This is a genomic window from Qipengyuania pacifica (assembly GCF_019857205.1).
Lineage (GTDB): Bacteria > Pseudomonadota > Alphaproteobacteria > Sphingomonadales > Sphingomonadaceae > Qipengyuania > Qipengyuania pacifica.
In genome coordinates this window covers 44,908-69,575 of sequence record NZ_JAHWXO010000006.1, presented here as the reverse complement: position 1 = coordinate 69,575, position 24,668 = coordinate 44,908, and the positions used below count along the sequence as shown (strand labels likewise).

At 63.1% G+C, this 24,668-nt stretch carries 24 protein-coding genes; 12 read left to right on the top strand and 12 right to left on the bottom strand.

All coding sequences use genetic code 11. The features are described from left to right. Nucleotides 1–103 precede the first annotated feature (103 nt). The gene (locus KYK83_RS11020) at nucleotides 104–1,336 is read right to left on the bottom strand and encodes an RsmB/NOP family class I SAM-dependent RNA methyltransferase (RefSeq protein ID WP_222828276.1); all 1,233 of its coding nucleotides are present in this window, start codon (nucleotides 1,334–1,336) and stop codon (nucleotides 104–106) included. A gap of 56 nt (nucleotides 1,337–1,392) precedes the next feature. Between KYK83_RS11020 and KYK83_RS11015 the strand changes: the two genes are divergently transcribed. Next, nucleotides 1,393–1,551, top strand: a complete 159-nt coding sequence (locus KYK83_RS11015; RefSeq protein WP_103022359.1) for a DUF1674 domain-containing protein — start codon at nucleotides 1,393–1,395, stop codon at nucleotides 1,549–1,551. Here the strand turns inward: KYK83_RS11015 and KYK83_RS11010 are convergent, their stop codons facing one another. The 4 genes from KYK83_RS11010 to KYK83_RS10995 are packed head-to-tail and all read right to left on the bottom strand — an operon-like array spanning nucleotide 1,552 to nucleotide 7,254. After that, nucleotides 1,552–2,952 carry a cytochrome P450 gene (locus tag KYK83_RS11010; RefSeq protein ID WP_222828275.1) on the bottom strand — a complete coding sequence of 467 codons (1,401 nt, stop codon included), beginning with the start codon at nucleotides 2,950–2,952 and terminating at the stop codon, nucleotides 1,552–1,554. Nucleotides 2,953–2,990: 38 nt separating this feature from the next. Then, nucleotides 2,991–4,019, bottom strand: a complete 1,029-nt coding sequence (gene hemH / locus KYK83_RS11005) for a ferrochelatase (protein WP_222828274.1) — start codon at nucleotides 4,017–4,019, stop codon at nucleotides 2,991–2,993. Continuing rightward, nucleotides 4,016–6,313, bottom strand: coding sequence for a xanthine dehydrogenase family protein molybdopterin-binding subunit (locus KYK83_RS11000; RefSeq protein ID WP_222828273.1), 2,298 nt, complete (start codon nucleotides 6,311–6,313; stop codon nucleotides 4,016–4,018). The genes hemH and KYK83_RS11000 overlap by 4 nt, the downstream gene beginning before the upstream one ends. Next, nucleotides 6,292–7,254 (bottom strand): Mrp/NBP35 family ATP-binding protein, encoded by a 963-nt coding sequence (locus KYK83_RS10995; RefSeq protein ID WP_283249947.1) that lies wholly within the window; start codon nucleotides 7,252–7,254, stop codon nucleotides 6,292–6,294. Before KYK83_RS10995 ends, KYK83_RS11000 begins: the two co-directional genes overlap by 22 nt. Before the next feature lie 76 nt (nucleotides 7,255–7,330). Between KYK83_RS10995 and hflK the strand changes: the two genes are divergently transcribed. The 3 genes from hflK (at nucleotide 7,331) to KYK83_RS10980 (ending at nucleotide 11,028) form a co-directional block, all read left to right on the top strand. After that, complete coding sequence (gene hflK, locus KYK83_RS10990; RefSeq protein WP_222828271.1) at nucleotides 7,331–8,509, top strand: protease modulator HflK; 1,179 nt, start codon at nucleotides 7,331–7,333, stop codon at nucleotides 8,507–8,509. A gap of 1 nt (nucleotide 8,510) precedes the next feature. After that, on the top strand, nucleotides 8,511–9,344 hold the full coding sequence (gene hflC, locus KYK83_RS10985) for a protease modulator HflC (protein WP_103022354.1): 834 nt from the start codon (nucleotides 8,511–8,513) through the stop codon (nucleotides 9,342–9,344). A gap of 151 nt (nucleotides 9,345–9,495) precedes the next feature. Continuing rightward, nucleotides 9,496–11,028, top strand: a complete 1,533-nt coding sequence (locus KYK83_RS10980) for a Do family serine endopeptidase (RefSeq protein ID WP_221598061.1) — start codon at nucleotides 9,496–9,498, stop codon at nucleotides 11,026–11,028. 109 nt (nucleotides 11,029–11,137) lie between these two features. Here KYK83_RS10980 and KYK83_RS10975 read toward each other — a convergent pair whose 3' ends face one another. Then, nucleotides 11,138–13,309: a transglycosylase domain-containing protein gene (locus KYK83_RS10975; protein WP_222828270.1), complete on the bottom strand. Its 2,172-nt coding sequence runs from the start codon at nucleotides 13,307–13,309 to the stop codon at nucleotides 11,138–11,140. 110 nt (nucleotides 13,310–13,419) lie between these two features. Further along, nucleotides 13,420–13,821 carry a peptide-methionine (R)-S-oxide reductase MsrB gene (gene msrB / locus KYK83_RS10970; protein WP_222828269.1) on the bottom strand — a complete coding sequence of 134 codons (402 nt, stop codon included), beginning with the start codon at nucleotides 13,819–13,821 and terminating at the stop codon, nucleotides 13,420–13,422. Between the two features lie 211 nt (nucleotides 13,822–14,032). Here msrB and rpsT point away from each other — a divergent pair, with 211 nt between their 5' ends. From rpsT to KYK83_RS10950, 4 genes are all read left to right on the top strand, one after another. After that, nucleotides 14,033–14,293 (top strand): 30S ribosomal protein S20, encoded by a 261-nt coding sequence (gene rpsT / locus KYK83_RS10965; protein WP_103022351.1) that lies wholly within the window; start codon nucleotides 14,033–14,035, stop codon nucleotides 14,291–14,293. Between the two features lie 439 nt (nucleotides 14,294–14,732). After that, the gene (dnaA, locus tag KYK83_RS10960; protein WP_103022350.1) at nucleotides 14,733–16,196 is read left to right on the top strand and encodes a chromosomal replication initiator protein DnaA; all 1,464 of its coding nucleotides are present in this window, start codon (nucleotides 14,733–14,735) and stop codon (nucleotides 16,194–16,196) included. A 112-nt stretch (nucleotides 16,197–16,308) separates the two neighbouring features. After that, the gene (locus tag KYK83_RS10955; protein ID WP_221598064.1) at nucleotides 16,309–16,743 is read left to right on the top strand and encodes a DUF983 domain-containing protein; all 435 of its coding nucleotides are present in this window, start codon (nucleotides 16,309–16,311) and stop codon (nucleotides 16,741–16,743) included. Next, complete coding sequence (locus KYK83_RS10950) at nucleotides 16,740–17,513, top strand: HesA/MoeB/ThiF family protein (RefSeq protein ID WP_222828268.1); 774 nt, start codon at nucleotides 16,740–16,742, stop codon at nucleotides 17,511–17,513. The genes KYK83_RS10955 and KYK83_RS10950 overlap by 4 nt, the downstream gene beginning before the upstream one ends. Here the strand turns inward: KYK83_RS10950 and KYK83_RS10945 are convergent. Beyond that, complete coding sequence (locus KYK83_RS10945) at nucleotides 17,502–18,203, bottom strand: NAD-dependent deacylase (protein WP_196846889.1); 702 nt, start codon at nucleotides 18,201–18,203, stop codon at nucleotides 17,502–17,504. The genes KYK83_RS10950 and KYK83_RS10945 overlap by 12 nt on opposite strands. 81 nt (nucleotides 18,204–18,284) lie before the next feature. Here KYK83_RS10945 and dapB point away from each other — a divergent pair, with 81 nt between their 5' ends. From dapB to KYK83_RS10930, 3 genes are read left to right on the top strand one after another with little or no spacing between them, the layout of a single operon-like run. Further along, entirely contained in the window at nucleotides 18,285–19,016 is a 732-nt protein-coding gene (gene dapB, locus KYK83_RS10940) for a 4-hydroxy-tetrahydrodipicolinate reductase (protein WP_222828267.1), read from the top strand. Beyond that, entirely contained in the window at nucleotides 19,013–19,684 is a 672-nt protein-coding gene (gene nth / locus KYK83_RS10935; protein WP_222828266.1) for an endonuclease III, read from the top strand. Before dapB ends, nth begins: the two co-directional genes overlap by 4 nt. Nucleotides 19,685–19,715: 31 nt before the next feature. Then, nucleotides 19,716–20,108 carry a hypothetical protein gene (locus tag KYK83_RS10930; RefSeq protein WP_222828265.1) on the top strand — a complete coding sequence of 131 codons (393 nt, stop codon included), beginning with the start codon at nucleotides 19,716–19,718 and terminating at the stop codon, nucleotides 20,106–20,108. 3 nt (nucleotides 20,109–20,111) lie between these two features. On the opposite strand, the gene KYK83_RS10925 is transcribed toward KYK83_RS10930, so the two are convergent. Together KYK83_RS10925 and dapE are read right to left on the bottom strand one after the other, a co-directional pair. Then, nucleotides 20,112–21,350, bottom strand: a complete 1,239-nt coding sequence (locus tag KYK83_RS10925) for a dicarboxylate/amino acid:cation symporter (protein WP_103022344.1) — start codon at nucleotides 21,348–21,350, stop codon at nucleotides 20,112–20,114. A 21-nt stretch (nucleotides 21,351–21,371) separates the two neighbouring features. Then, nucleotides 21,372–22,508 carry a succinyl-diaminopimelate desuccinylase gene (dapE, locus tag KYK83_RS10920; RefSeq protein ID WP_222828264.1) on the bottom strand — a complete coding sequence of 379 codons (1,137 nt, stop codon included), beginning with the start codon at nucleotides 22,506–22,508 and terminating at the stop codon, nucleotides 21,372–21,374. Between the two features lie 29 nt (nucleotides 22,509–22,537). Here dapE and KYK83_RS10915 point away from each other — a divergent pair, with 29 nt between their 5' ends. Further along, nucleotides 22,538–23,005 (top strand): cupin domain-containing protein, encoded by a 468-nt coding sequence (locus tag KYK83_RS10915; RefSeq protein ID WP_222828263.1) that lies wholly within the window; start codon nucleotides 22,538–22,540, stop codon nucleotides 23,003–23,005. Here the strand turns inward: KYK83_RS10915 and KYK83_RS10910 are convergent. Further along, complete coding sequence (locus KYK83_RS10910; protein ID WP_196846896.1) at nucleotides 23,002–23,892, bottom strand: S1/P1 nuclease; 891 nt, start codon at nucleotides 23,890–23,892, stop codon at nucleotides 23,002–23,004. The genes KYK83_RS10915 and KYK83_RS10910 overlap by 4 nt on opposite strands. Then, nucleotides 23,859–24,518: a glutathione S-transferase family protein gene (locus KYK83_RS10905; RefSeq protein ID WP_103022340.1), complete on the bottom strand. Its 660-nt coding sequence runs from the start codon at nucleotides 24,516–24,518 to the stop codon at nucleotides 23,859–23,861. Before KYK83_RS10905 ends, KYK83_RS10910 begins: the two co-directional genes overlap by 34 nt. Nucleotides 24,519–24,668: the final 150 nt, after the last annotated feature.

Sequence of the window (24,668 nt, the reverse complement as noted above, 5' to 3'; positions counted from 1 at the left end):
GACGTGCGACCCGGAGGGCGTAACAGCCCTTTTACCTTTAGCGCCTCGCCTTCGGGCGGGGCGTTTTTTCTAGGCCTTGCCCGACCGGCAAAATTGTGAAGAGCTATGTAGCCCAGCGCGCGATGAAAAATCCGTCGAGGCCACCAACTTCCCCAAGCATGCCCGGATCGGTGCGCAACCAGCCTTCGGCGGTCGGTTCGAGACCAGCCGGAAGGTTCTGCGAGCCGATCGGCAGCGGCGCAAGATCGACGGCGCTCGTCTGATCTTCGCCTTCTTCGCGCTCCAGCGAACAGGTTGCATAGACGAATATGCCACCCGGCTTATGCCATCCCTTTGCCCGGTCTAGCAGGGCCGCCTGCAGTTCTGCCATTTCCTCTATCTGCCGAGCGCCGATACGATGCAGCACGTCTGGATGGCGCCGCGCGGTGCCGGTGGCTGTACACGGTGCGTCCAGCAGAATCGCGTCGAACTGATGTTTCGGCTCCCATGTCAGCGCATCCGCGCGCACGGTGCTGGCCGCAAGCCCGGTGCGTTTCAGATTGGATTTGAGCAGTTCGAGGCGCCGCTTGGATATATCGAGCGCGGTGACCTTCCAGCTCTGCGCCGCCAGTTGCAAAGTCTTGCCGCCCGGTGCTGCACACAGGTCGAGCACGTGGCGGCCTTCTCCATCTCCAAGCAGCCTTGCTGGGAGAGACGCGGCGATGTCCTGTACCCACCAGGCACCTTCGGCAAAGCCTGGCAGTTTTTCGATGTTGTCGCCGCGCGCCAGCCGCAAGTGACCCGGCATCAGGCTGTCTGCAGATAGCTGGACCTGCCAGTGCTCCGTCTCTGCCGGATCGCGCAAGGTCAGATCGAGTGGGGGTGGATCGGCAAGTCCGGCTGCGATGGACGCGGCACGATCGCCCCACCGGGTAGCGACCTCTTCGGGCAAGGTCGGGGCGGGCGGCAAAGCGACCTCGCGTTTGGTGAGCGTAGAGAAAACCCCGTGCGCAAGCCGCCTTGGACCGCCGGCCAGCAAATCCAGCCCCGTCGCCACAACGGCGTGCGGCGGCGTCTGTAGCCGAAGCCATTGAGCGAGCATCATGCGCAGAACCATCCGCACCTTGGCATCGTTGGGCAGAGGCTTTTTCGTGGCGCTGTCGATCAGCCCGTCGAGATCGACCATCCAGCGCAGGACCTCGGCGGCAATCGCGCGGGCGAGAGCCTTGTCTTCGAACTTGCGCACGTCCTTGGTCGCGCCGTTGAAGGCGACGTCGAGCGTTTCACCGCGGCGTAGGACTGCATCGAGCAGGCGCAGCGCAGCGCGGCGAGCATGGATACCTTGGAGTTCAGCCATTGGCCGCGCCCTTACGCGGACTTGCGCAATGCCGCCAGCACCATCATCTAGAGGACATGACGAAGCAAGAGAGCAAGCGTCCGCAGGGTTTCGAAAAGCCCGCGCACTGGACCAACGATCCCCCGCCCGAACCGAAAAAGGGGACAGACGAGGAAGAACTGAGTCCGACCCGCTACGGCGACTGGGTCAAGGATGGCATCGCAATCGATTTCTGATCAGAGCGCTGTCAGCTTGATCTTCAATCCATCTTTCGGCTTCGGGATTGGCCAGGCCTGCCATTCCGGATCGCCATCGGCCAGTTCCACCCGGTAACGCGGCAGCAGCTGCGCCATCAATATCTTCACCTGCATGTAGGCGAAGTGGAGGCCAAGGCACATATGCGCGCCGCCACCAAACGGTACCCAGGCATACTTGTGCCGCGCCTTTACCTGATCCGGCGTAAAGCGAAGCGGATCGAACTTTTCGGGTTCGTCCCAGTACTCTTCGCTATGGTGCGTCCAGTGGATATTGATGCCGACGGGCGTCCCGGCAGGAATTCGGTAACCGCCATACTCGAATTCTCGCAAGGCACGGCGCGGCATTGACGGCACCGGGGGAACGAAGCGCAAAGCTTCCTTGAACGCCATTTCGGTAAGTTCCAGCTTGCCCAGATCCTCGTAAGCAAGGTCGCGCGGTCTCCCGTCAGTGCCCGTACCACCGGTGACGGCCTCCACTTCCTGCCGCAGCTTTTCCTGCCATTCGGGGTTCTTGGCGAGCAGCCACAATAGCGATGTCGCGCTCGACGTGATCGTGTCGTGCGCGGCCATCATCAGAAAATTCATGTGATCGACCACTTCGTCGACAGGCATCAGGCTACCGTCGTCATACTCGGCCGTGGCGAACTGGCTGAACATATCCTGCCCCCCGCCCTCGGCCCGGCGGCGATGCGTTTCCTGCGTGAAATAGTCGACGAGGAACGCCCGTCCATCGACCCCTTTTTTCATCTGCGTGAAGGGAAGCGGTTTGCGTACGGGCGCCACGCTGGCTTGCACCATGTCGACAAAGGCCCGGTTGATCCGGTCTGCTTCCGGGCCCCAGGAAATGCCGATGAAACTGTCTGCCGCAAGATCCAACGTCAGTTCCTTGATCGCGGGATAGAAGCGCATATCTCCCGCGCCCCATTTTTCGACCTGCCGGCCGATCCCCCGATTGAGTGCATCGGCATAGTGGCGCATCGGTCCCGGCTTGAATGCGATCGACAGCGCGCGGCGGTCGGCCCGGTGGTGATCGAAATCCATCAGCATCAACCCACGAGGGAACAGCCGATCCAATATGGGGCCCCACCCCTGTTCGGAAGAAAACAGCTTTTCGCGGTCGAACAGGACCAGCTCATTGGCGTCCGCCCCGATCAACGCCACGTTCCAGCCGCCAAAGGCCTTGTTCTTGTAGACCCGGCCATATTTGGCGACCATCGCCTTGGCCATGCCATGGGGATCCGCGAGCATTTTGAAGGTATTGCCGACGAGCGGCCAGCCTTTTTCGCCCGGGATGTGGGCAAGCGTATCCTCATCCGGATTGCCCTGCGTCCAATGCGCGGGTGCAGCGTCGATGGATTGATGAGCGGCAAGCGTAGCCATAGGTAGCTCCTGACAACTTACCTTAGTGTAAGTAATTCCTAGGCGCTAATCCACCCCGACAATTCGCGTCGCAAAAGCGTCTCCAGCATGGCGAGTCCGGGATCGGATGCGTTCAGGCACGATAGGGCAGCAAACTGCTCGCCGCCGGCCTCGGTAAATTGCTCGCGCCCCTGGATTGCCAGTTCTTCCAGCGTTTCCAGGCAATCGGCAGAAAATCCCGGTGCAGCGATGGCCAGCCGCTTCGTTCCTGCCTTTGCCTCTTCCGCCAGCACCGTATCCGTTGCGGGTTCGAGCCATTTCGCGCGGCCGAAACGCGATTGGAACGTGGTTCGGAAATTAAGGCCCGGCCTGTGCAGCTTCTCCTGCAGGAGGCGCGACGTCTTCTGGCAATGGCAATGATACGGGTCGCCAAGATGCAGTGTGCGTTCGGGCATGCCGTGGAAGCTCAGCAGGAGCACTTCCGGCTCGAAATCGAGCGCATCGAGCTGCTTCGCCAAGTCGGATGCCAGCGCATCGATATAGGCGGGATCGTCGTGATAGGGTGGCAGAGTGCGCAGCGCTGGTTGCCAACGCATTGTCCGCAGGCAATCCGCAGCCTTGTCCACAACAGTGGCTGTCGTTGCCCCGGAATATTGCGGGTAAAGCGGCGCGAGCAGAATTCGCTCGCAACCGGAATTCTTGAGAGCCTGCAAACGGTCCGGAATGGAGGGTGATCCATACCGCATGGCCCAGTCGACGTGCGCTTCATCCCCCAACCTTGCTTGCATAGCCTCGGCCTGCTGACGCGTAATGACCGCCAATGGTGACCCAGCGTCGGTCCAGACCTGGCGGTACGCGTGCGCACTTTTCTTGGGCCGTGTATTGAGGATGATGCCGCGCAGAATGGGCTGCCAGGCAATGGGCGGTATCTCCACCACCCTTCTGTCGGAAAGGAACTCCGCGAGATAGCGTTTGACCGCCCCAGGCTCTGCCGCATCCGGCGTACCAAGATTGACGAGAAGAACGCCGATCGCCCCGGATTTTACCTGCGGATGGTCGGCTGGAAGCTGTTGATCACGCCAGGTCATATGCCCTCCGAAAGCAGTGGCAGACGGCGAAAGCGGACTCCGGTCGCAGAGTAAAGGGCATTCGCAATTGCAGGCGGGGCAACCGCCACGCCGAGTTCACCAGGATCGAACGACGGTGCATCGCTCGTAATGAACTCGACTACGATGTCCGGACAATCCGCCAGCGTCGGAAGCGACAGTCCCGACAGACGGTTGGGCACAGGTTTACCGTCTTCATACGCGATGCTGGACCCGGTCGCGAAGGATAACCCGAAAATCAATCCGCCTTCGATCTGCTGCCGGGCGATGTCATGATTGACGATCCGTCCGATATCGACGGCCGCATGCAGTTTCGTGACACGGACCCCGCCCTCGCCCAATGCAGCCTGCGCCACGCAGGCAATACGCCCGCCGCTGTCGGGAGAGCCCATCCGGACCATGGCCAGCCCCTGACCGGTGCCGCGCCTGCCGCCGTCCCACCCGGCAAGCCGGGTTGCCCGGCGCAGGCAATCGGCCATGCGCGGCATGCGGCCCAGCATCTCCATGCGATAAAGGAATGGATCGCGCCCTGCGCGTTCTGCCAGTTCATCGATAAAGCATTCGGTAAAGAACGCCGTGTAGGCCGGCGCATTGCCGCGCAGCCGCCCCGTTGGAAACGGCAATGAAACGGGCAGATGATCGATGGCCACGTTATCGATCGCATAGGGCGGAACGGCGCCTTCACAGGCCAGCACGTCAGCTTCCCCCTCGGAGTGTTTCATTGCAGCTTCGGCGGTCTTGTTGTCGAACAGCCGTCTGCCGAATTCGCGAGCGGTGGCGGGCATGGCAAGGCGTGCGCGCCATGCGGCTATGCGCCCACCGCTGGCAGGCACGAATGCGGCCTCCATGCGCGCACTGACCGGGGTGCGGACCGGCACCGACTGAAACTCCTGCACGCGAGGCCATGTCAGTTGCACTGGTCGGCCAACCTCTTTGGCGATCTGCGCGACTTCGATGGCATGCCGCCTCTCGAGGCGGGCATCGAAGCTTCCCCCCGCCGCCGTGGGATAGAGAACGACATCTTGCGGTGACAGTCCGATCGCCTTTCCCGCCGCCCGGCGCGTCATTTCCGGTGCCTGTGCGGCAATCCATAATTCGAGCGTGTTGCCGTCGAAACGCGCGGTGGCGCTGGCCGTCTCGATGGCAGCATGCACTGCCGGAGCGACCGTGTAGGTTTCCGCATAATCGGGACGAGCCAGCAGATCGTCGGCGTCGCCCACATTGATGGTACGCTGTGCATCGACGGCACCATGCGCGGCCTCCAGCGCTTCCATCGCGGCGTCGCTTTCTACAGCGCCATCCCCGCCGAAGACGGGCCGGATTTTGCGTAACGCCTGCTCGGCGATCCACCAGCTCTCGGCTGCTACTGCGAGGTATTTCTGCGACTTCACCACGGCGACGATACCCGACATGCCGGTAACCGCCTCGGTGTCGAACCGCAGCAGGTGCGATGCACCGAGAGGGCCATGCCTGATCGATGCATAGACCATTCCCGGCAACCGGATGTCGCCTGCGAAAAGGAAACTGCCATCGACCTTTGCAGGAAGGTCGAGGCGGGGGAAAGCCGGGGCAAGTTCGGCTTCGGCAGGCGAGGGATCTTCGGCGGCGCGTTCGACCTTCACCGGGGGCGGTTCGGGCGGATCGAATTGCGCTGCATCGACCACCAGATCGCCGAATGCAAATTGCTGTTCGCCATGGCGAACGAGGCCGCCAACAACTTCGCATTCCTCCCAGTCGACATTCCATCGCGCTGCCGCTGCCATGGCGAGCAGGGACCGTGCGGTGGCGGCAGCTTCGCGCAGGGGTGGCTCGTATCCTGCCAAACTAGTGCCATCTGCCGTGGCGATGAAGGCGTTGCTGCGAGCGAAGTTCTCCGCCAGCCGACTGCCAGGATCATCGGCAAGACTAGGCAGATTAGACCAGAGCGGCGCCCATTTCGCAGCGAGAGGAACATTCGCATAAAGGCCGGAAGGCGGCGCGGGCTCGACGGCAATCTGTCGCCAGTCCGCGCCAAGCTCGACGGCCACGACCTGCGCAAGCAGGGTTGTGACCCCCTGCCCCATCTCCAATTGGGGAACGGCTACCGTCACCACGCCATCGCGGCCGATGGTGATCCAGCCGCCGAATTCGCGCTCGTCCGGTCCGGGCGTTAGGGGGCTCGAATAGTGACGCGGCCATAGCCACCACGCGACAGCAAGCCCGCCACCCGCCGCTGCGCCTGCAATAAGGCCGCGCCGGGTCACGGGGAGCTGACTTAACTTTTCGCGCCAATCCATTCGTCGACCTTGGCGGCGATATCGTGAAAGGGCTTCGCGAGCGCATCATCGCCTGCGGCCGGCGGTGTACCGCGATCGCTTCCCTGCCGAATGGCGAGGTCGAGTGGGATGCGCCCGAGAAAAGGCAGTTCCAGCCGTTCCGCCGCCGTTTCCACTCCGCCTTTACCGAAAGGGTCAGAAACCTCGCCGCAGTGCGGGCAGGCGTAGCCGGCCATGTTTTCCACCAGCCCGATGACCGGAACGCCGGCCTGATCGAACAACTGGCCTGCCCGCGCCGCGTCGATCAGGGCGAGGTCCTGCGGCGTCGAGACGAGGACGGCGCCCATGGGCTTGTAGCGCTGGAGCATGGTGAGCTGGACGTCGCCGGTGCCGGGGGGCAGATCGACCAGCAGCGTATCGACATCGCCCCAATGGGCATCGATCAACTGCGAGAGCGCATTGCCTGCCATCGGCCCGCGCCATGCAAGCGCGCGGCCCGGCTCCACGAGATGGCCCATGGACAGCATCGGAACGCCGAAGGAACTTTCGATCGGGACGAGCTTCTTGTCGCGCGCGATGGGTTTTTCGCCCTGATTCCCAAAGATCACCGGCTGCGACGGGCCGTAGATATCGGCATCGACGAGCCCGACAGCCCGGCCCGTTTTCTTCAGCGCGATGGCGAGATTGGCGGTCAGGGTCGACTTGCCGACGCCGCCCTTGCCGCTGCCGATGGCGATCAGGCGGCGCTGCTTGCGCTCCGCAGTCATGACGATGCGGACGTCGGAAATGTCGTCATACTCCAGCAAACGGATGTCAATCAAACGTTTGATTTCGTCGCGTTGATGCTCGTTCAGTCCGGCAGCGTCGACGACGGCAATAGCCCTGCCGTCCTTGACGGAAAGCGTGGTGACGTGTTCGGCAAGGCCGGCGGCAAGTAGCGATTTCGGGTCGGTCGAACTCATGGGCGAGGCTGCTGTAGCATCGAAAAGCGCGCGGCAACCCCTGTTTTTCCGCCGAACCACACCTATAAGGGTTCGCATGAGAATTTTTGACGGGTTCGGACACAGGGTTTCCCTGGCAATGGCGGGCAAGAAAAGCCCTTGGGGCGGAGGCTCCGGGGATGACGGCGACAGCGACGGCGGCAAGCCGACGGGTTCTGAAGGCGGCGACAAGCCGAAGGGTCCGCGCAATCCATGGCTGCCACCCGGTAGTGGCGGTGGCAGCGGCGATGGTCGCCGCGGCCCCAATATCGAGGATATCTTCAAGAGCCGCGGTCCCGAGGGCCCACGGCGCCGCGGCGGCGGTGGCGGTGGCACCGGCGGGCCGAACATGCGCTTCCCGCAGCGGCCCGGCGGCAAGAGCTGGTTCCCGATCGCCGTGATCGCGATCATCGGCATCGGTGTATTGGCGACCAGCGTGCATCTGGTCGGCCCGCAACAGCAGGCAGTGGTCAAGACGCTCGGTAATTATACCCGCGCCATGCAGCCGGGTCTCAATTTCTCGGCCCCCTTCCCGATCGAAACGGTCGAAGTCGAAGATGTCGAAGGTGTGCGTTCCGTCCGCATCCCCGGCAACGACAATCAGGCCAAGCTGATCCTGACCGGCGACCAGAACCTGGTCGACCTGAGCTATATCGTGCGCTGGAACATCAAGGACCTGTCGGACTTCAAGTTCCGCGTTGTCGATCCCGTCGACACGGTCAACGAAGCGGCAGAAGCCGCCATGCGCGCCGCAGTTGCCGAAACCGAGCTGGACGAAACCTTCTCTGGCCAGGGTCGCGCCGCGATCGAGCTGGATGTGCGCGAGCGCATGCAGCGCACGCTCGACGGCTACCGGGCCGGCGTCAACGTGCTCGGCGTCGAAATCGAAAAGGCCGACCCGCCCGCGCAGGTCGTCGATGCCTTCCGCGACGTACAGGTCGCCGAACAGAATGCCGATGCCGCCCGCAACCAGGCGCGCGGTTACGCGCAGCAGGTTCTGGCACAGGCGCAAGGTGAGGCGGAAGCCTTCGACAAGGTGTACCAGCAGTATCGCCTTGCCCCGCAGGTCACCCGCCAACGTCTTTATTACGAAACCATGGAGCGTGTGCTGAGCCAGACCGACAAGACCATCGTCGAGACCGGCAATGTGACGCCCTATCTGCCGCTTCCCGAAATCCGGCGACGCGCCCAGCAGAGTTCACCTGCCACCGTTGTGACAGCACCGGAGGGCCAGTGACATGAGCAACTTTTTGCAGAACCACCGCTACACGGTCATCGCATTGGGCGTACTGCTCGTCATCTTCATGATGAGCGCCTACATCGTGCCCGAGGAAGAACAGGCCGTCATCATCCGCACCGGTGAACCGGTCGGCACGGTCAACACGCCCAATGGCACGACCAATGCGGGCATTTATTTCCGCGTACCGTTCATCGACAGCGTTCGCCGCGTCGAGAAGCGGCTGCTCGATCTGGAAATGACCGACGAGGAAGTGCTGTCCGCCGACCAGCAACGTCTGCTGGTGAACGCCTATGCCCGTTTCCGCATCACCGACCCGGTCCGCATGGTGGAACGTGCCGGATCGACGGACGGCGTGCGCAACGCGCTGCAGCCGATCCTGAACTCCGTCCTGCGTCAGGAACTGGGCCGCCGGACCTTCCAGGCCATGCTGACGGCAGAGCGCGGCAGCGCGCTGGCCAACGTCCGCGCCAATCTCGACCGTCAGGCGCGCCAGTATGGTGCCGAAGTGGTCGATGTGAAGATCATGCGTACCGATCTGCCCGAAGCGCCGTTGCAGTCGGCCTTCCGTCGCATGGAATCGGACCGTGCCCGTGAAGCGCGGACGATCCGGGCGCAGGGTGACCGCGATGCCCGGATCATCCGGGCCGACGCCGACGCGGAAGCCGCGCGGATCTATGCCGAAAGCTTCGGTCAGGATGCGGAATTCTACGATTTCTACCGTGCGATGCAGAGCTACGATGCGACGTTCTCCAACAGCGAGAATCCGTCGGAGAGCAGCATCATCCTGTCGCCGGACAACGAGTATCTGCGGCAGTTCCGCGGTCGGCGTTGATCGTTCGTCGAACGATCCCGGTGCCGTTCAATCGGCATTCAGCGGCCAGCGACACAGTCGTTCGCCGGAACGTCAGGCTCGTTAGGCGGTAAGTCTGCCGTCGGTAGAGTCGGTGCAAGTATTTGAAGAGGACGAAAAGGACGTGAAGCCAGTGCGATATGCATATTCCGTGACGAGTGCGCTGCTGGTAGGCGGCGCCGCGATCTCGCTCGCGACCGGTTTTCCGGCTGGAGCCCAGGTTGCGCAGAACGACGACAGCCATATGGCCCGTGTCGTCCCGCGCGCCGGTGCCCCAGAGAGTTTCGCCGACCTGACGGCGCAACTGCAGCCAGCGGTGGTGAACATTTCGACCCGGCAGCGGATCGAAGTGCCGACCAGCTCGGGCAACCCTTTTGCAGGCACGCCGTTCGAAGGCCTCTTCGGCCAACGCGGCGGCGCGCAGCAGGAACCGCAGTACCGCGAAGGCCAGTCGCTGGGTTCGGGCTTCATCATTTCGGCCGACGGTTACGTCGTGACGAACAACCACGTCGTCAGCCCGACGGGGCGCGGGACGGTGGAAGAGATTACCGTCATCATGCCCGACGGGACCGAACATAATGCCGAACTGGTCGGCACCGATGCATCATCCGATCTCGCGGTGCTGAAGATCAGCGGCAGCAAGGCTTTCCCCTTCGTCGAGTTCGGCGATTCGCGTCAGGCGCGGCCGGGCGACTGGGTCGTGGCCATCGGCAATCCCTTCGGCCTGGGCGGAACGGTAACGTCCGGCATCATTTCGGCCATCCAGCGTGTCACCGGACAGGGCGGCGCATACGACCGCTACATCCAGACCGACGCCAGCATCAACCGCGGCAATTCGGGCGGTCCGCTGTTCGACATGCAGGGCAATGTCATCGGCATCAACAACGCGATCTTCTCGCCTTCGGGCGGCAGCGTGGGCATCGGCTTTGCCATCCCCGCCGAGATCGCCGCGCCTATCGTGCAGAAGTTGCGTGACGGCGTGGAAATCGAACGCGGTTATCTGGGTGTGCAGATCCAGCCGGTGACAGACGATCTGGCAGCATCGCTGGGCATTGCACAGAAGCGCGGTGAATTCATCCAGTCGGTCCAGCCCGGCGAAGCGGCCGAAAAGGCCGGCATCGAGGCTGGCGACATCGTGACGAAGATCAACGGCAAGGATGTGACGCCCGAACAGACGCTGTCCTTCCTCATCGCCAATATCCGGCCCGGCACGACCATCCCGGTCGAACTGATCCGCAACGGTGAAACCCGCCGCGTCAATCTGACCGTCGGCCGACGCCCGTCGGAAGAAGAACTGCGCCAGCAGCAGCAGTTCAATCCCGATGCGCAGGACGAGGATTCGATGGAGCCGGGCGACAATGCGGTGATCGAGGACAACCTCGGCCTGCAGGTGCTCCCGCTCACGGGTCAGATCGCGCGCCAGCTTGGCGTCGATGCCGATACGCAGGGTGTCGTCGTGGCCGGTGTCGATCAGAATTCGGACGCAGCCCGCAAGGGCCTGCAGCGCGGCGATATCATCCTGACGGCGAATTACCGTCCGGTTACCACGCTGGAAGGCCTGGAGAATGCGGTACGCACCGCACAGAGCGAGAACCGCGAGGCCTTGCTGCTGCGGGTGCAACGCCGCGGCCGTCCGCCGCAGTATGTGGCCGTGCGCCTTCGCTGAAGCATCTGCAACACGGACAAGAAAAGGGCGGCCGCCGGAATGGGGGCCGCCCTTTTTCGTACCCGGGCCAAATCATTGAGCCTTCGGGGCGGCGCTGGCGCCGCCGGGGCTATGGGCGCTGGTCGCGCCTCGCCCCCGTGGCTTCGTTGAGGAAGTCGTCCCCGATCGCCTGAGGCGCGCCATCGACCCCGCGCGGAGGCTGTTGGGGCTGGGGCGGCTGCTGCGACTGCTGCGGCGGCCTTTGACCCGGTATGGGCTGACGCGGCCGGTCGCCTTCGAGTGCCCGGTCGAACTCGTCGCCGAAGGGATCTTCGCGCGGTGTGTCCGACGTGCCGGGTTCGATCAGATTGCCCTGCTCGTCGATAAAATAGTAATCTTCCGGATCGCCGAGCATGTACTCGTCATCCGGTTCGAGTTGCCATTCCGGAAGCTGCAGATCGGTGTCGAACTGTTCCACCGGGCGATCCTTGACGGCATAGCGCATATAGGCGGCAAAGGCGCGCGCCGGCGCAGTACCACCCTGCAATCCGCCCACGCGCACATTGTCGTCCCGGCCCATCCAGACCCCGGTCGTGATGCCGGAGGAAAAGCCGACGAAATAGCCATCCTTGTTGGAGCTTGTCGTACCCGTCTTGCCCGCTACCGGCCTGCCGATATCGGCGGCGCGGCCGGTCCCGGTGGCGACTGCGGTCTGCAGCAGGTCCGTGATTCCGGCAGCGACATAGTCGGGTACCAGCTGCGTGCTGCGCGTGTTGCGCTCGTGCTCGTAAAGCAGGTCGCCATCGGTCGTTTCCACTTTAAGGATGCCATAGGGTTCGACCGAATTGCCGCCTGCCGACACCGCGGCAAAGGCACGCGTCATGTCGATCAGGCGAACCTCGCTCGTGCCAAGCACCATCGATGGATAGGTGTTGATTTCGGTCGTGATCCCGAAGCGCCGCGCCATGGACGCGACCGTACCGAAGCCGACTTCGTTGCCGAGCTGCGCGGCGACCGTATTGATCGAATAGGCAAAGGCCGTGCGCAGATCGATTTCACCGACATTGCGGCCCGACGAATTGCGCGGGCTCCACCCGTTGATGCTGACCGGCGTATCCACCACGCGGTCGTCGGGCGTGTAACCGGCCTCGAGCGCTGCGAGATAGACGAACAGCTTCCACGACGAGCCCGGCTGGCGACGGGCATCGGTGGCGCGATTGTAATTGGTCTGGATGTAATCGGTGCCGCCGATCAGCGCGAGCACCGCCCCGTCACGGTCCATGCTGACGAGCGCACCCTGCGCGCCATCGGGCGTATTGGACTTTATCGATGCGGTGGCGGCCCGCTGCATCCCCACATCGAGCGTAGTCCACACCTCGATCGGTTCGAACGTTTCGGGCAGCAGAAGATCGAGCTGCGGCAAAGCCCAGTCGGTGAAATAGCGGACCGAGTTCTGGCCCGCTTCTTCCTTGAGCTTCACGGCGCTGGGATCGACGGTCGCATCGGCGGGGATGCGGCCCTGTTCCTTCATCAGGCGCAGGACGACACTGGCGCGGCCCACTGCGGCATTCACATCGGCCGTGGGCGAATAACGGCTGGGCGCCTTGACCAGCCCGGCGATGATCGCCGCTTCGGCGGTGGAGAGTTCGGTCGCCGGATGGCTGAAGAATTTGCGGCTGGCAGAATCCACGCCATAGGCGCCGCCGCCGAAATAGACCTTGTTGAGATAAAGCTCGAGGATCTGTTCCTTCGAGAACTTCGCCTCCAGCGCCATGGCGAGCACAGCTTCGCGCAGCTTGCGATCGAGCGAACGGTTGTTGTTGAGAAAGACGTTGCGCGCCAGCTGCTGGGTAATCGTCGAGGTTGCCGACACGCGCCGGTCACCGGTCGCCGCGGTATAGACGGCGCGGACGAGGCCATAGGGATCGATCCCGAAATGCGAATAATATCTGCGGTCCTCGACCGAGATCATCGCATCCTTCATCACCTGAGGGATTTCGTCGGAAGTCAGCCACTTGCCGTAGCTGGGGCCGAGTTCAACGATCTCGGTCCCGTCGCGTGCGCGAACGACGATGGTCTGCGCCGTCTGCGTCGCCTTGAGCTGATAATAGCCGGGCATCGACCGGGCCGCGAAGACGACGGCGAGGCCGACGAACAGGGCGACAAGGACCGCCAGCGCGCCGCCCCAGATGACAAGGCGGCGCATCCAGAACTTGATCCGGCTCTGCGGCTCGTCCGCTGCTGCGCGCGATGCGCCATCCTTGCGCGCGGCGCTCTTGCGGCGGCTCCCTCTCTTATCCATCGGTTATGCAGATACCCATTGTTAGTCGCCGGCTCCAGTCGGAGGCCCTATAAATATCGGGACATCGCATGGCGAGGTCTAATCCCGCCTGAATGGATGCGGGTGAAGCGTCAGTCGTCGGGTTCGAAATCCAGCGCAGCCGAATTGATGCAATATCGCATGCCGCCGCGATCGGGCGGGCCGTCGGGGAACACATGGCCCAGGTGGCCGCCGCAGTTCGAGCAGGTCACTTCGGTGCGGATCATGCCGTGGGATACGTCGCGGTGTTCGTCCACGACCTCGCCCTCGGCCGGGGCGGTGAAGGCGGGCCAGCCGCAGCCGCTGTTATATTTGTCGTCGCTTTCGAACAGCTTCTGGCCGCAGCCCGCGCAGTAATATTCGCCGGCATCGTAATGCTTGTCGTATTTGCCGGTGAACGCGCGTTCGGTGCCCGCTTCGCGCAGGACGTGGTACTGTTCGGGGGTCAGCTTTTCGCGCCATTCGGCATCGCTGGTGTCGGGCTTGTCGCTCACATACTTGTCCTTTTGCCGGAGGTCCTACATATAGGAGCAACCGGAGCCGATGCACGCAGTTCCGCAACCGCGTTCCGGTCGCCACCACGATTTGCTTGACGATTCGCAGGGGCGCCGCTAAGTGCGCCGCTTTCCGGCGGCCCGTGCCGCCCATTCGCACGCACCCAAAGAGATTTCGCCGCGCATGCCGTGCGGCCTGACGAGGACAAACATGGCCAATACGCCGCAAGCCAAGAAGCGCATCCGTCGCAACGAAAAGCGCGCCGACATCAACGGTGCCCGCCTGAGCCGCATCCGCAACTTCCTCAAGAAGGTGGAAGTCGCAATCGAAGGCGGCGACAAGGACAACGCCCAGGCCGCGCTCAAGGCAGCACAGCCGGAACTGGCACGCGGTGTCGCTCGCGGCGTGTTCCACAAGAACACCGCTGCTCGCAAGATGAGCCGCCTGTCGAAGCGCGTTTCCGCGCTCTGATTCGCTCTCGCCGGTACGCCGGCAGGGTAAGACAAAAGGGGCCGCCGGTCGAACCGGCGGCCCTTTTGTCGTTTTCGCGTTTCGTTTTGGTACGCACCTTTCGGGCGGCCTCGGGAAGAAGCACCAGAAACCCGCGATTCGCATCCTGATTTCGAGCAATTGCGAGCAAATTCATCGACTTGAACGGGGGCCTGCGGCTTACATCTGAGTCAACAAGTATATTTCAGGTTTTTTACAGTTATCCCCCTTGCGACTCATCCGGCCCGCGACCTAGACAATGGTCATCGGCTCGGGACGGGACAGCCCGGGCTCTTAGAAAATCGATAAAGTGAGGGAGACCTCCGGAAGCACCGATTCCGGAGCATGGCCAAACTGTGCCTCTTTCGCTGACCATCAATTCAAGGGTGCCGCACGGCGCCCTTCGGGGGACTGTACGAGAATGCGCGACGCAGCGAAATCCGGGGCGACCAAAAAGGCACAGGACGATTTCATGGAAGATCTGGAAGCGGTAAACCTGGCGGCGGATTGGGCGGACATCAGCCAGGGCCTGCGAAAGGATCTGGGACACCAGCTTCACAGCCAGTGGATCAAGCCGATCCAGGTCGGCGGCATCGAAAAGGATACGGGCACGCTCGACCTTTTCCTGCCCACCGAATTCAGCGCCAACTGGGTCAAGGATCGCTTTGCCGACCGCCTGAGCCTGGCATGGAAGATCGCCCGCAGCGAAGTGCGCGATGTCCGCATCCAGGTGCATCCGGGTCGCCGTCAGGTCACCGATCTGCGCCTGCATTCCGATGGCCGCCGTCCGGCGAACGACGGCGCGGATACCTCGATGATGGCAATCGGCGCCGATACGCTGGGCGACACCGGTTTCACCAGCTCGGTCGGGCTCGACCCGTCGCTGACCTTTGCAGCCTTCATCACCGGCGAAGCGAATGTGCTCGCCTTCAACGCGGCGCAGCGCATGGGCGCCACCGAGAAGCCGCAGTTTTCGCCGCTCTATCTCAAGGCCGCTACGGGCCAGGGCAAGACTCACCTGCTCCACGCAATCGGCCACAGCTTCCTGCAGGCTCATCCGCGCAGCCGCATCTTCTACTGCAGCGCCGAACGCTTCATGGTCGAATTCGTCCAGGCGCTGAAAGCCAATCAGATGCTGGAATTCAAGGCCCGCCTGCGCAGTTTCGACCTGCTGCTGGTGGACGACATCCAGTTCATCATCGGGAAGGCCAGCGCGCAGGAAGAACTGCTCTATACGATCGATGCGCTGCTGGCCGAAGGCAAGCGGCTGGTATTTGCCGCGGACCGCGCGCCTCAGGCTCTGGACGGTGTGGAGCCGCGCCTGCTTTCGCGTCTCTCGATGGGGCTGGTGGCCGATATCCAGGCAGCCGATATCGAACTGCGCAAGAAGATCCTCACATCCAAGCTTACCCGATTCGCGCCGCTCGAAGTGCCGGCAGATGTGCTCGATTTCCTGGCCCGGACGATCACGCGCAATGTGCGCGAACTGGTCGGCGGCCTCAACAAGCTGATCGCCTATGCGCAGCTGACGGGGCAGGAAGTGTCCCTGCAGCTCGCCGAAGAACAGCTGACCGATATCCTTTCGGCCAATCGCCGCCGGATCACGATCGACGAAATCCAGCGCACCGTGTGCCAGTTCTACCGGATCGACCGGTCCGAAATGAGCAGCAAGCGCCGTGCGCGCGCCGTGGTCCGTCCGCGTCAGGTTGCCATGTATCTCTCCAAGGTTCTGACGCCGCGCAGCTATCCGGAAATCGGGCGCAAGTTCGGTGGCCGCGATCATTCCACCGTCATCCATGCCGTCCGCCTTATCGAAGACCTGCGCCAGCGCGATGCCGATATGGATGGCGATGTACGCAGCCTGTTGAGACAGCTGGAAAGCTGACAGGAAAACCCTGCAGCTCTTCGGGCCGCTTCCACAATCCATGCACCGCCTGTCGACAGGACCATACACAGACCTGTCGACAGGCTGCGCGTGACAGGCCAAAGGGCTGCGGATGCCGCATCACGACTCCCCTGCCCCGCGAGCGCATATCGACCTGCCGCATTCCTTCGCCGCCGTGCTCATCCGCGGTGCGCGCGGCGATTGTCCGCGCTGCGGGGAGGCGAAGATCTTCCGCAAATGGCTCAAGCCCCATGATCGCTGCGCAGCCTGCGCGCTCGACCTTTCGGTCCAGAGCGCAGACGATTTTCCGGCTTACATCTCCATCTTCGTGACAGGCCATTTGCTCGCGCCGATACTGATCATGCTGGCCAGCGATTTCGCCCTTTCGGCCATGGCGATCGTCTCGATCATCATCCCGCTCGCCATCGCCATGCTGCTGGCGCTGCTCCAGCCGTCCAAGGGCGCCGTGATCGCCATGCAGTGGTGGCATGGCATGCATGGTTTTCGCAAGGAACGTGCGCCCGAGGGCGAGGACGAACGCGCGTGAGCCTGTCACCGGAACGCCTCGATCGCTTTGCGCGCCACATCGTCCTGCCGGAAATCGGCGGCGCGGGGCAGATTGCCCTGGCAAAAAAGCATCTCGTGCTGGTCGGGCTCGGCGGTATCGGCAGCCCTGCCTTGCAATATCTCGCCGGTGCGGGGATCGGAAAACTGACCCTGGTCGATGACGACCGTGTCGATGCCAGCAATCTCCAGCGCCAGACCTTGTTCAACGAACGCGACATCGGTCATGGCAAGGCCGTCATCGCCAAGCGTTGGGTAACCGGCTTCGATCCCGAACTGGACGTGCAGATCAGCGACCGGCGGATCACGTTAGCCAATGCACCCGACCTCGTGATCGGGGCGGACCTCGTACTCGACGGGACCGACAATTTTGCCACGCGCCTTGCCGTTTCCGACGCCTGCGTAGCAGAGCGCGTGCCCCTGCTCTCGGCTGCTGTCGGGCGCTTCCAGGGGCAGGTCGGCGCCTTTGCCGGACATCTCGCCGGGGAAGCCTGCTACCGTTGTTTCGTGGGCGACGCTTTCGATGCAGAAGACTGCGACACTTGCGCCGAGGACGGCATGCTTGGCGCCATGGCGGGATGGGTTGCCACCTTTGCAGCGATGCAGGCGATCCGCATCGTGCTCGACGGCGTCAGCACCTTGGGCGATGCCGATTGGGGCCGCGTCCATCTGCTCGATGGCCTGAAGCCGGGCATGCGCAGTTTCGCCATCGCCAAGGACCCGGCTTGCAGCGCCTGCGGATCAGCCGCCTAGCACCTCGTCGACCCATTGCGGTACCAGCTGCGTGGCAGGGCCATGACGCGATTCGTGGAACCAGCGCGAACCCATGCTTGCCTCCAGATTGAGTTCGAGTGTCCGCACGCGCATTTCGCGCGCTTCCTGTACAAAGCCGGCAGCCGGATACACCGCGCCCGACGTGCCGATACTCACGAACAGATCCGCCTTGCGCAAGGAAGCGTAGATGCGGTCCATCTCGTAAGGCATTTCGCCGAACCAAACGACGTCGGGGCGCAGTGCACGTTCGCCGCATTCGGGGCAGGCCGGCCGGTCGAGCATCGGCCCGGTCCATTTCGTCCGCATATCGCAGGCCGTGCACCATGCATTGAGATGCGTACCGTGCATGTGCAACACACGGCTCGCGCCGGCCCGTTCGTGCAGATCGTCGACATTCTGGGTGACGATCAGCAATTCGCCGTCCCATGCGGCATCCAGCTTCGCCAGCGCCTCATGCGCCGCATTGGGCTGCTTGGCCTGAATCGCCTCTCGCCGCATATCGTAAAAGCGCAGCACAAGGTCCGGATCACGCTCGAAAGCTTCAGGTGTCGCGACGTCTTCGACCTTGTGCTGTTCCCAGAGCCCCCCTGCGTCGCGGAAGGTGTCGATCCCGCTTTCAGCGGAAATTCCCGCCCCGGTCAGGATCACGATGTTGCGCATATCGGCCATTGCCCTCAAGTAGCGAAGGCGCAGGGCAATTCAAACCACCTGCAAACAGCGATACCAAATCAAACCTCACATGGAGAACCAATGGCGCGGATCGGGATAATCGGAAGCGAAGGTGCCATGGGCCATGCGCTGGCTCACGTCGTCGCGTCGAGCGGACACGAACTGGCCGGCGGTATCGACCGCGGCGGCGATCCGGCGGGGCTGGCCGATGTGAGCGACGTGCTGATCGATTTCTCCGTTCCGCAAGCCCTGGATGCGAACCTTCACGCCGCCATCGGTGCCGGTATCCCCATTGTCATCGGCACGACCGGTCTCGATACATCGCACCATGATGCAATCGACAATGCCGCGCGGGTCGTCGCCGTTCTGCAGACGGGAAACACCTCGCTCGGCGTGACGCTGCTGGCGCATCTCGTGCGAGAGGCCGCGGCGCGGCTTGGCCCGGACTGGGATATCGAAATTCTCGAATTGCACCATCGCCGCAAGGTCGACGCGCCCAGCGGCACGGCGCTCTTGCTGGGCGAGGCGGCGGCGCAGGGGCGCGGCATCGACCTAGCCGAGCAGTCCGAGCGCGGGCGCGATGGGCATACCGATGCGCGGCAGGAAGGGGCCGTGGGCTTCGCCAGTCTGCGGGGCGGGACCGTGGCCGGCGAGCACAGCGTGATCCTAGCAGGCGAGGAAGAGCGGCTGACATTGTCGCACAGCGCGGAAAACAGAAGCATCTTCGCCCGCGGCGCCGTGCGCGCTGCCGAGTGGATGCTCGCGCGCGAGCCGGGCCGCTATACGATGGAAGAGGTTTTGGGTCTTCAATGACGAAGGACCAGATTTTCGAGTTCTTCCGCCGGCTTGCCGAAGACAATCCTTCGCCCGAAACCGAACTGGAATACGGCAATGCCTATCAGTTGGTCGTCGCGGTTGCCCTGTCCGCACAGGCGACAGATGTGGGGGTCAACAAGGCCACCCGCGCTCTGTTTCGCGAGGTGGAAACGCCGGAACAGATGCTGTCCCTGGGCGAAGATGGCCTGAAGGAGCATATCAAGACCATCGGCCTGTTCAATTCCAAGGCGAAGAACGTGATTGCGCTGAGCCAGTTGCTCGTCGACGAATACGACAGCAAGGTGCCCGACACGCGCGAGGATCTCGTGCGGCTGCCCGGTGTCGGGCGCAAGACGGCCAATGTGGTCCTCAATTGCTGGTTCGGGCAGGAGACCTTCGCGGTCGACACCCACATCTTCCGCGTCGGCAATCGCACCGGCTTGGCCAAGGGGAAAACGCCCGAACAGGTCGAGGCAAAGCTTGAACAGCGTGTGCCCCAACCCTTCCGGCTGGGCGCGCATCACTGGTTGATCCTGCATGGCCGCTATGTCTGCAAGGCGCGCACACCCGAATGCTGGCGGTGCGCCGTGGTGGACCTGTGCAGTTACCGCAAGAAGGTGCTAGAGAAGCCAGGCAGGGGCAACACAAAGACCGGTCCGGGCTGATGTGACGGTCCGGGTCAGCTGGAGATGCGCGATGATCCGTACCGCCACCGTTCTCGTTCTGCCCCTTGCCGTGCTCGCTTGTGCACCCGTCGAAGACGATCAGCCTTTCGTCAGCAAGGCCCCTGCAGCCACCGTCACCGGCGAACCCCAGCGGTGCCTCAATGCATCCACGATCAGCCGGACCATTGTGCATGACGATCGCACTATCGATTTCAAGGTGGGGTCGCGAACCTGGCGCAATACGCTTCCCAACAGCTGCCTGCACCTCGGCATCCGGCGCGCCATCAGCTACGACGTACGCGGCAACTCGCTCTGCGCAGGGGAGGTAATTTACGTGCTGGACGGCCACGGCAGCCCATCCCAACGCGGTGTGTCATGCGCGCTGGGAGAATTCGTGCCCGTTGAGCTAGCTAAAGCGAGCTAATCGTCACACGTCGTCCGCCGACACCATTTCCCCTGTGTCGATTTCGCCGGTCATCACCGCCACGGTCGTCGCCACGGCAGCATCGCCGCTGACATTGGTCGTGGTGCGCATCATGTCCATTATCCGGTCGACGCCGGCGACGAAGGCGATCGTTTCCAGCGGCACGCCGACGGCACCGAAGACCAGTGCCATCATGATCAGTCCGGCACCCGGGATGCCTGCAGCGCCCACCGCGCCCAATGTCGCGAGGATCGAAATGAGGAAGTAATCGGCCCAGCTGAGGTCGACGCCGAAGATCTGCGCGCCGAACAGCGTGGCGAGCCCCAGATACATCGCCGTGCCATTCATGTTGATGGTCGCGCCAAGGGCAATCACGAAACTTGCCACCGAGTTCGATACGCCCAGGTTGCGCTCCGCACAGCGCAGCGTCACCGGGAGCGTCGCGTTGGAACTGGCGGTCGAATAGCTCACCGCCATCGCATCGATGATCCCGCGGAAGAAATCGCGGACGGGCAGTTTGGCGAGAAACTTGATCATCGCGGAATACATGACGAAAATGATCAGCAGGCATCCCGCGTAGTTGAGCGCCACGAGTTTTCCAAGCGCCAGCAGCGCATCGAAGCCCAGGGTTCCTGCCACCCAGGCCATCAGGGCGAAAACGCCGAAGGGGGTGAGTTCCATCACCACCATCGTCACCTTCTGCATGATGACGGCCCCGCTATCGAAGACCTTCTGAACCGGGAGCCCTTCCTCCTTCGCCATCAGGATGCCGATACCGATGAGCATGCTGAACACGATCAGGGGGAGGACCGAGACGTCCGCCATGACCTGTACCGGGCTTTCGGGCACGATCGAAAGGATCATGTCGACTGCCGTGGTCGGGTTGGGTTCGGGCGTTGCGCCCATTTCGATCGCGCTAGTGTCTACCCCGCTGCCCGGTGCGACCAGTGTGCCGAGCCCCAGGCCCAGCCATACGGAGATTTGACCGGTCACGACGAAGAGAAGCATTGCTCGCCCGCCGACCGCGCCAAGCTTGCGCAGGTCGCCAATCGCGGCAACGCCTGACACGAGGCTGAAGAAGATGAGCGGAACGACCAGCATCTTGATCGACCTGATGAAGAAATCGCCGATCCACTTGATCGATTCCGCATCCGGGCCCCACGCCCAGCCGGTGAGCACGCCGAGGATGAGCGCGGTTATCACGCGCTGCCACAACGGAATTTCGAACCAGGTCCTCAGCATGCGATCCCTCCCTCGTGCCCGCTAGCGGGCCAGCGCATCCCTAGCAATGCGCGTATAGATGCGGCTTAGCGTCGAAAGGTCGGCCATGGCTACAGCTTCGTCGCGCTTGTGCATGGTTGCGTTGCACAGGCCGAATTCGATGACCGGACACACAGCCCGCAGAAAACGGGCGTCCGACGTTCCGCCGGTGGTGGAAGGTTCGGGCTCGACGCCGGTTTCCGCCTTTACTGCAGCATGGATGATGTCCGAGAATTGTCCCGGCGGCGTCAGAAAGGGTTCGCCACTGACGATAGGCAGGGCGGTGCCGCCATGCTTTCTGGCAATGGCGGCGATCTGATCGGATAGTGACGCGCCCGAATGGCAGTCGTTGAAACGGATGGAAATCCGCGCCTTTGCTTTTTCCGGGATGACGTTATGCGCCGGATTGCCGACCTCGAGATCGGTTATCTCGAGGTTGGACGGCTGGAACCAGTCGGTCCCTTCATCGAGTACCAGTGCATCCAGTTCGGCAAGCATGGCGACGAGCTTCGGGATCGGATTGTCGGCAAGGTGCGGATAGGCGACATGCCCCTGTGTGCCCTCAACCTCCAGCCAGATATTGACCGAACCCCGCCGGCCGATTTTCATCATGTCGCCAAGGCGGTTCACGCTGGTAGGTTCGCCAACCAGGCACAGATCGGGCGTTATGCTCTCTGCGGCCATGTAATCGATGATCGCCCGGGTGCCATGCAGTGCGGGGCCTTCTTCATCCCCGGTAATGATAAAGCTGATGGTGCCGGCATCGGCAGGAACCTGCGCGACCGCATCGACCATGCAGGCGATCGCGCCCTTCATGTCGACCGCGCCGCGCCCGTAAAGCAGGTCGCCGCGCTCTTCTGGCTCGAACGGCTCGCTCGCCCAGCCGCCGCCTGGCGGGACGACGTCCAGATGTCCTGCGAAGGCGAAATGCTTCGACCCTTCGGGGCCGCGCCGGATGGCGAACAGGTTCTCCACCGGCGCTTCGGGAGTGCCCTCCTCCCCGTCGCCGCGCATGAAGCGAGTGACCTCGAAACCGAGAGGGGCGAGCATGGCTTCCATCGCGTCGAACACGGATCCGGTAGCCGGGGTGATGCTGGGTGCGGCCATCAGTCGCTTGGCGAGGTCGATCACTTGCGTCATTCCTGCGTCGCTAGCAGGAGTGTACGACAATGCCCAAGCTCGATCTCGATGCCATTCCCCAGACCAATGCCACCGGTTATCCGGCGCCGTTCGATGCGGACGTACAAGGGCGGTGGTATCGCCGCCTCGCTCCGGCATCGGGCCTCACCCGTATGGGGGCAAGCCACGTGACGCTCAAGCCGGGCGCCTTTTCTTCGCAGCGGCACTGGCACCGCCTCGAAGACGAATTGGTCGTCATGCTCGCCGGCGAGGCCGTGCTGATCGAGGACGAGGGAGAAAGCATCGTTCGACCGGGCGATGTCCTCGCCTGGGCGGCTGGCGTGGAAAACGGGCATCGGCTGCACAATCGGTCCACGTCCGATTGCGTGTTCGTGGCAGTGAGCGCGGGCGACAAGGCCCGCGATTCGGGCGCATACCCGGATATCGACATGGTCTTCGGGCCGGATGGTTATACCCGCAGGGACGGCACGCCCTACCCTACCAAACGCCTTCCCTAATCGCTTGCCGGTTCCGGCAGGGGACCGGGCTCGAACGCCGCGTCGAGATAATCGGCCATGCGCAGTCCGGCCTGTAATACCCGGCGCCGGGCGATCGGCAGCGAGCGGTCGATGATCGCCTGCGACATGTCGACCTGGTCAGGCAGATCCCCCTCGCAAGGATCGCAGCCGAAGGTTTCGGGATAGATGAATTCCCGCGCGATTTCCCAGCTTTCACGGCCCCAGTCGGCGGATGTGCCGCCGGCCAGTTCGGCGCGCTCCTGCGCCGTATACCGCCGCGCTACCGGGGGATCGCCGCTGATCGCACGTTCTGCCAGCGGGCCGTCCCACACCCAGTGGAGATTGAGCCCGGGCACGATCCCATAGGTCGTTTCGCGATCGTTGCCGCCGCGATCGTCGAGGTCGCCCGAATGCAGCGGCATGTGGATGTCGCCGATGAAGTGGACGAGGAACGCCAGCGCTTCCACGCGCACATTGTCGGGCAGGCTTTCATCGGCAAGGATACGCTGGTTGCGTTCGACCTGCGCGCTGACGCAGTTGAGGCCGGAACAGTTCTTGCGCGCGTCGTATTCCTCGGTCACCGGCTCCGTCTGGTAGTGCCACGAAAAGGTGTAACCCCACCTCCAGTAGGCCCCGCGCAGGCAATCCGGCCATACGGCCGCATCCTGCAACGTTTCGATGGCGCAATCGGGTGTGCCCAGCATGGGCGATGCACGAAGCAGCCGTGCAATCTTCGCCCGCGTTTCGGGCCGCACGTTCTCCATCGCAATATCGGCGGTCACGGTATGGGCGTAAAAGCCCCATGCCTGCGCCTGCGCGGGGAGGAACAGCGCCCCCAGCGCAGCTATGGCGGTCAGCCAACCGTTTCGTATTGTTCGATAACCCATTCTTCGTTTTCCGATGCGGCGATCCAAGCTTCCATCCACTCATGTTCCCACAACGCCTGCATATAGGCGGCGGCGAAACCCGGGACGGGGATCTGATAGCTGATGAAACGCGACACTACCGGGGCGAAGAATACGTCCGCCGCGCCGAAAGTGCCGAACAGGAACGGCCCACCGCTGCCGAAACGGCTGCGCGCTTCGGCCCACAGGCCGAGGATGCGCAGGATGTCGGCCTTGCACGCCTCGCTCGGCTCGAAACCGTCGAAGCGCTTGCGCACGTTCATCGGGCATTCGCCGCGCAGCGCGGCATAGGACGAGTGCATTTCGGAAACCATTGATCGGGCCATGCCCCGCGCCACGGCATCCTTGGGCCAGAACCGGTCGCGTCCGACCTTGTCGGCGAGATATTCGAGAATGGCGAGGCTGTCCCACACCACCGCGTCGCCATCCCACAGCAGCGGCACCTTGCCCGACGAGGGTCGGATCTGACCGCCATGCTTGTCGGCTTCCCAGTTCTCGCCGAACAGCGGGACGACGATTTCCTCGAACGACAGGCCCGATTGCTTCGCGGCGAGCCACCCGCGCAGCGACCAGCTGGAATAGTTCTTATTGCCGATGATGAGCTTCATGCGGTGCCCCTTGCGATTCGTCTGGGGGTTAGGCGTTCATCCCGTCGCTGTCGATGCTGAACGATTGACCAGATCCTGGCCTTGCACGGAGCGATGGGTTTGAACGGGAGGCCTACCCCGACAGGCGCAGGTGACTGTAGGAAAATGTCA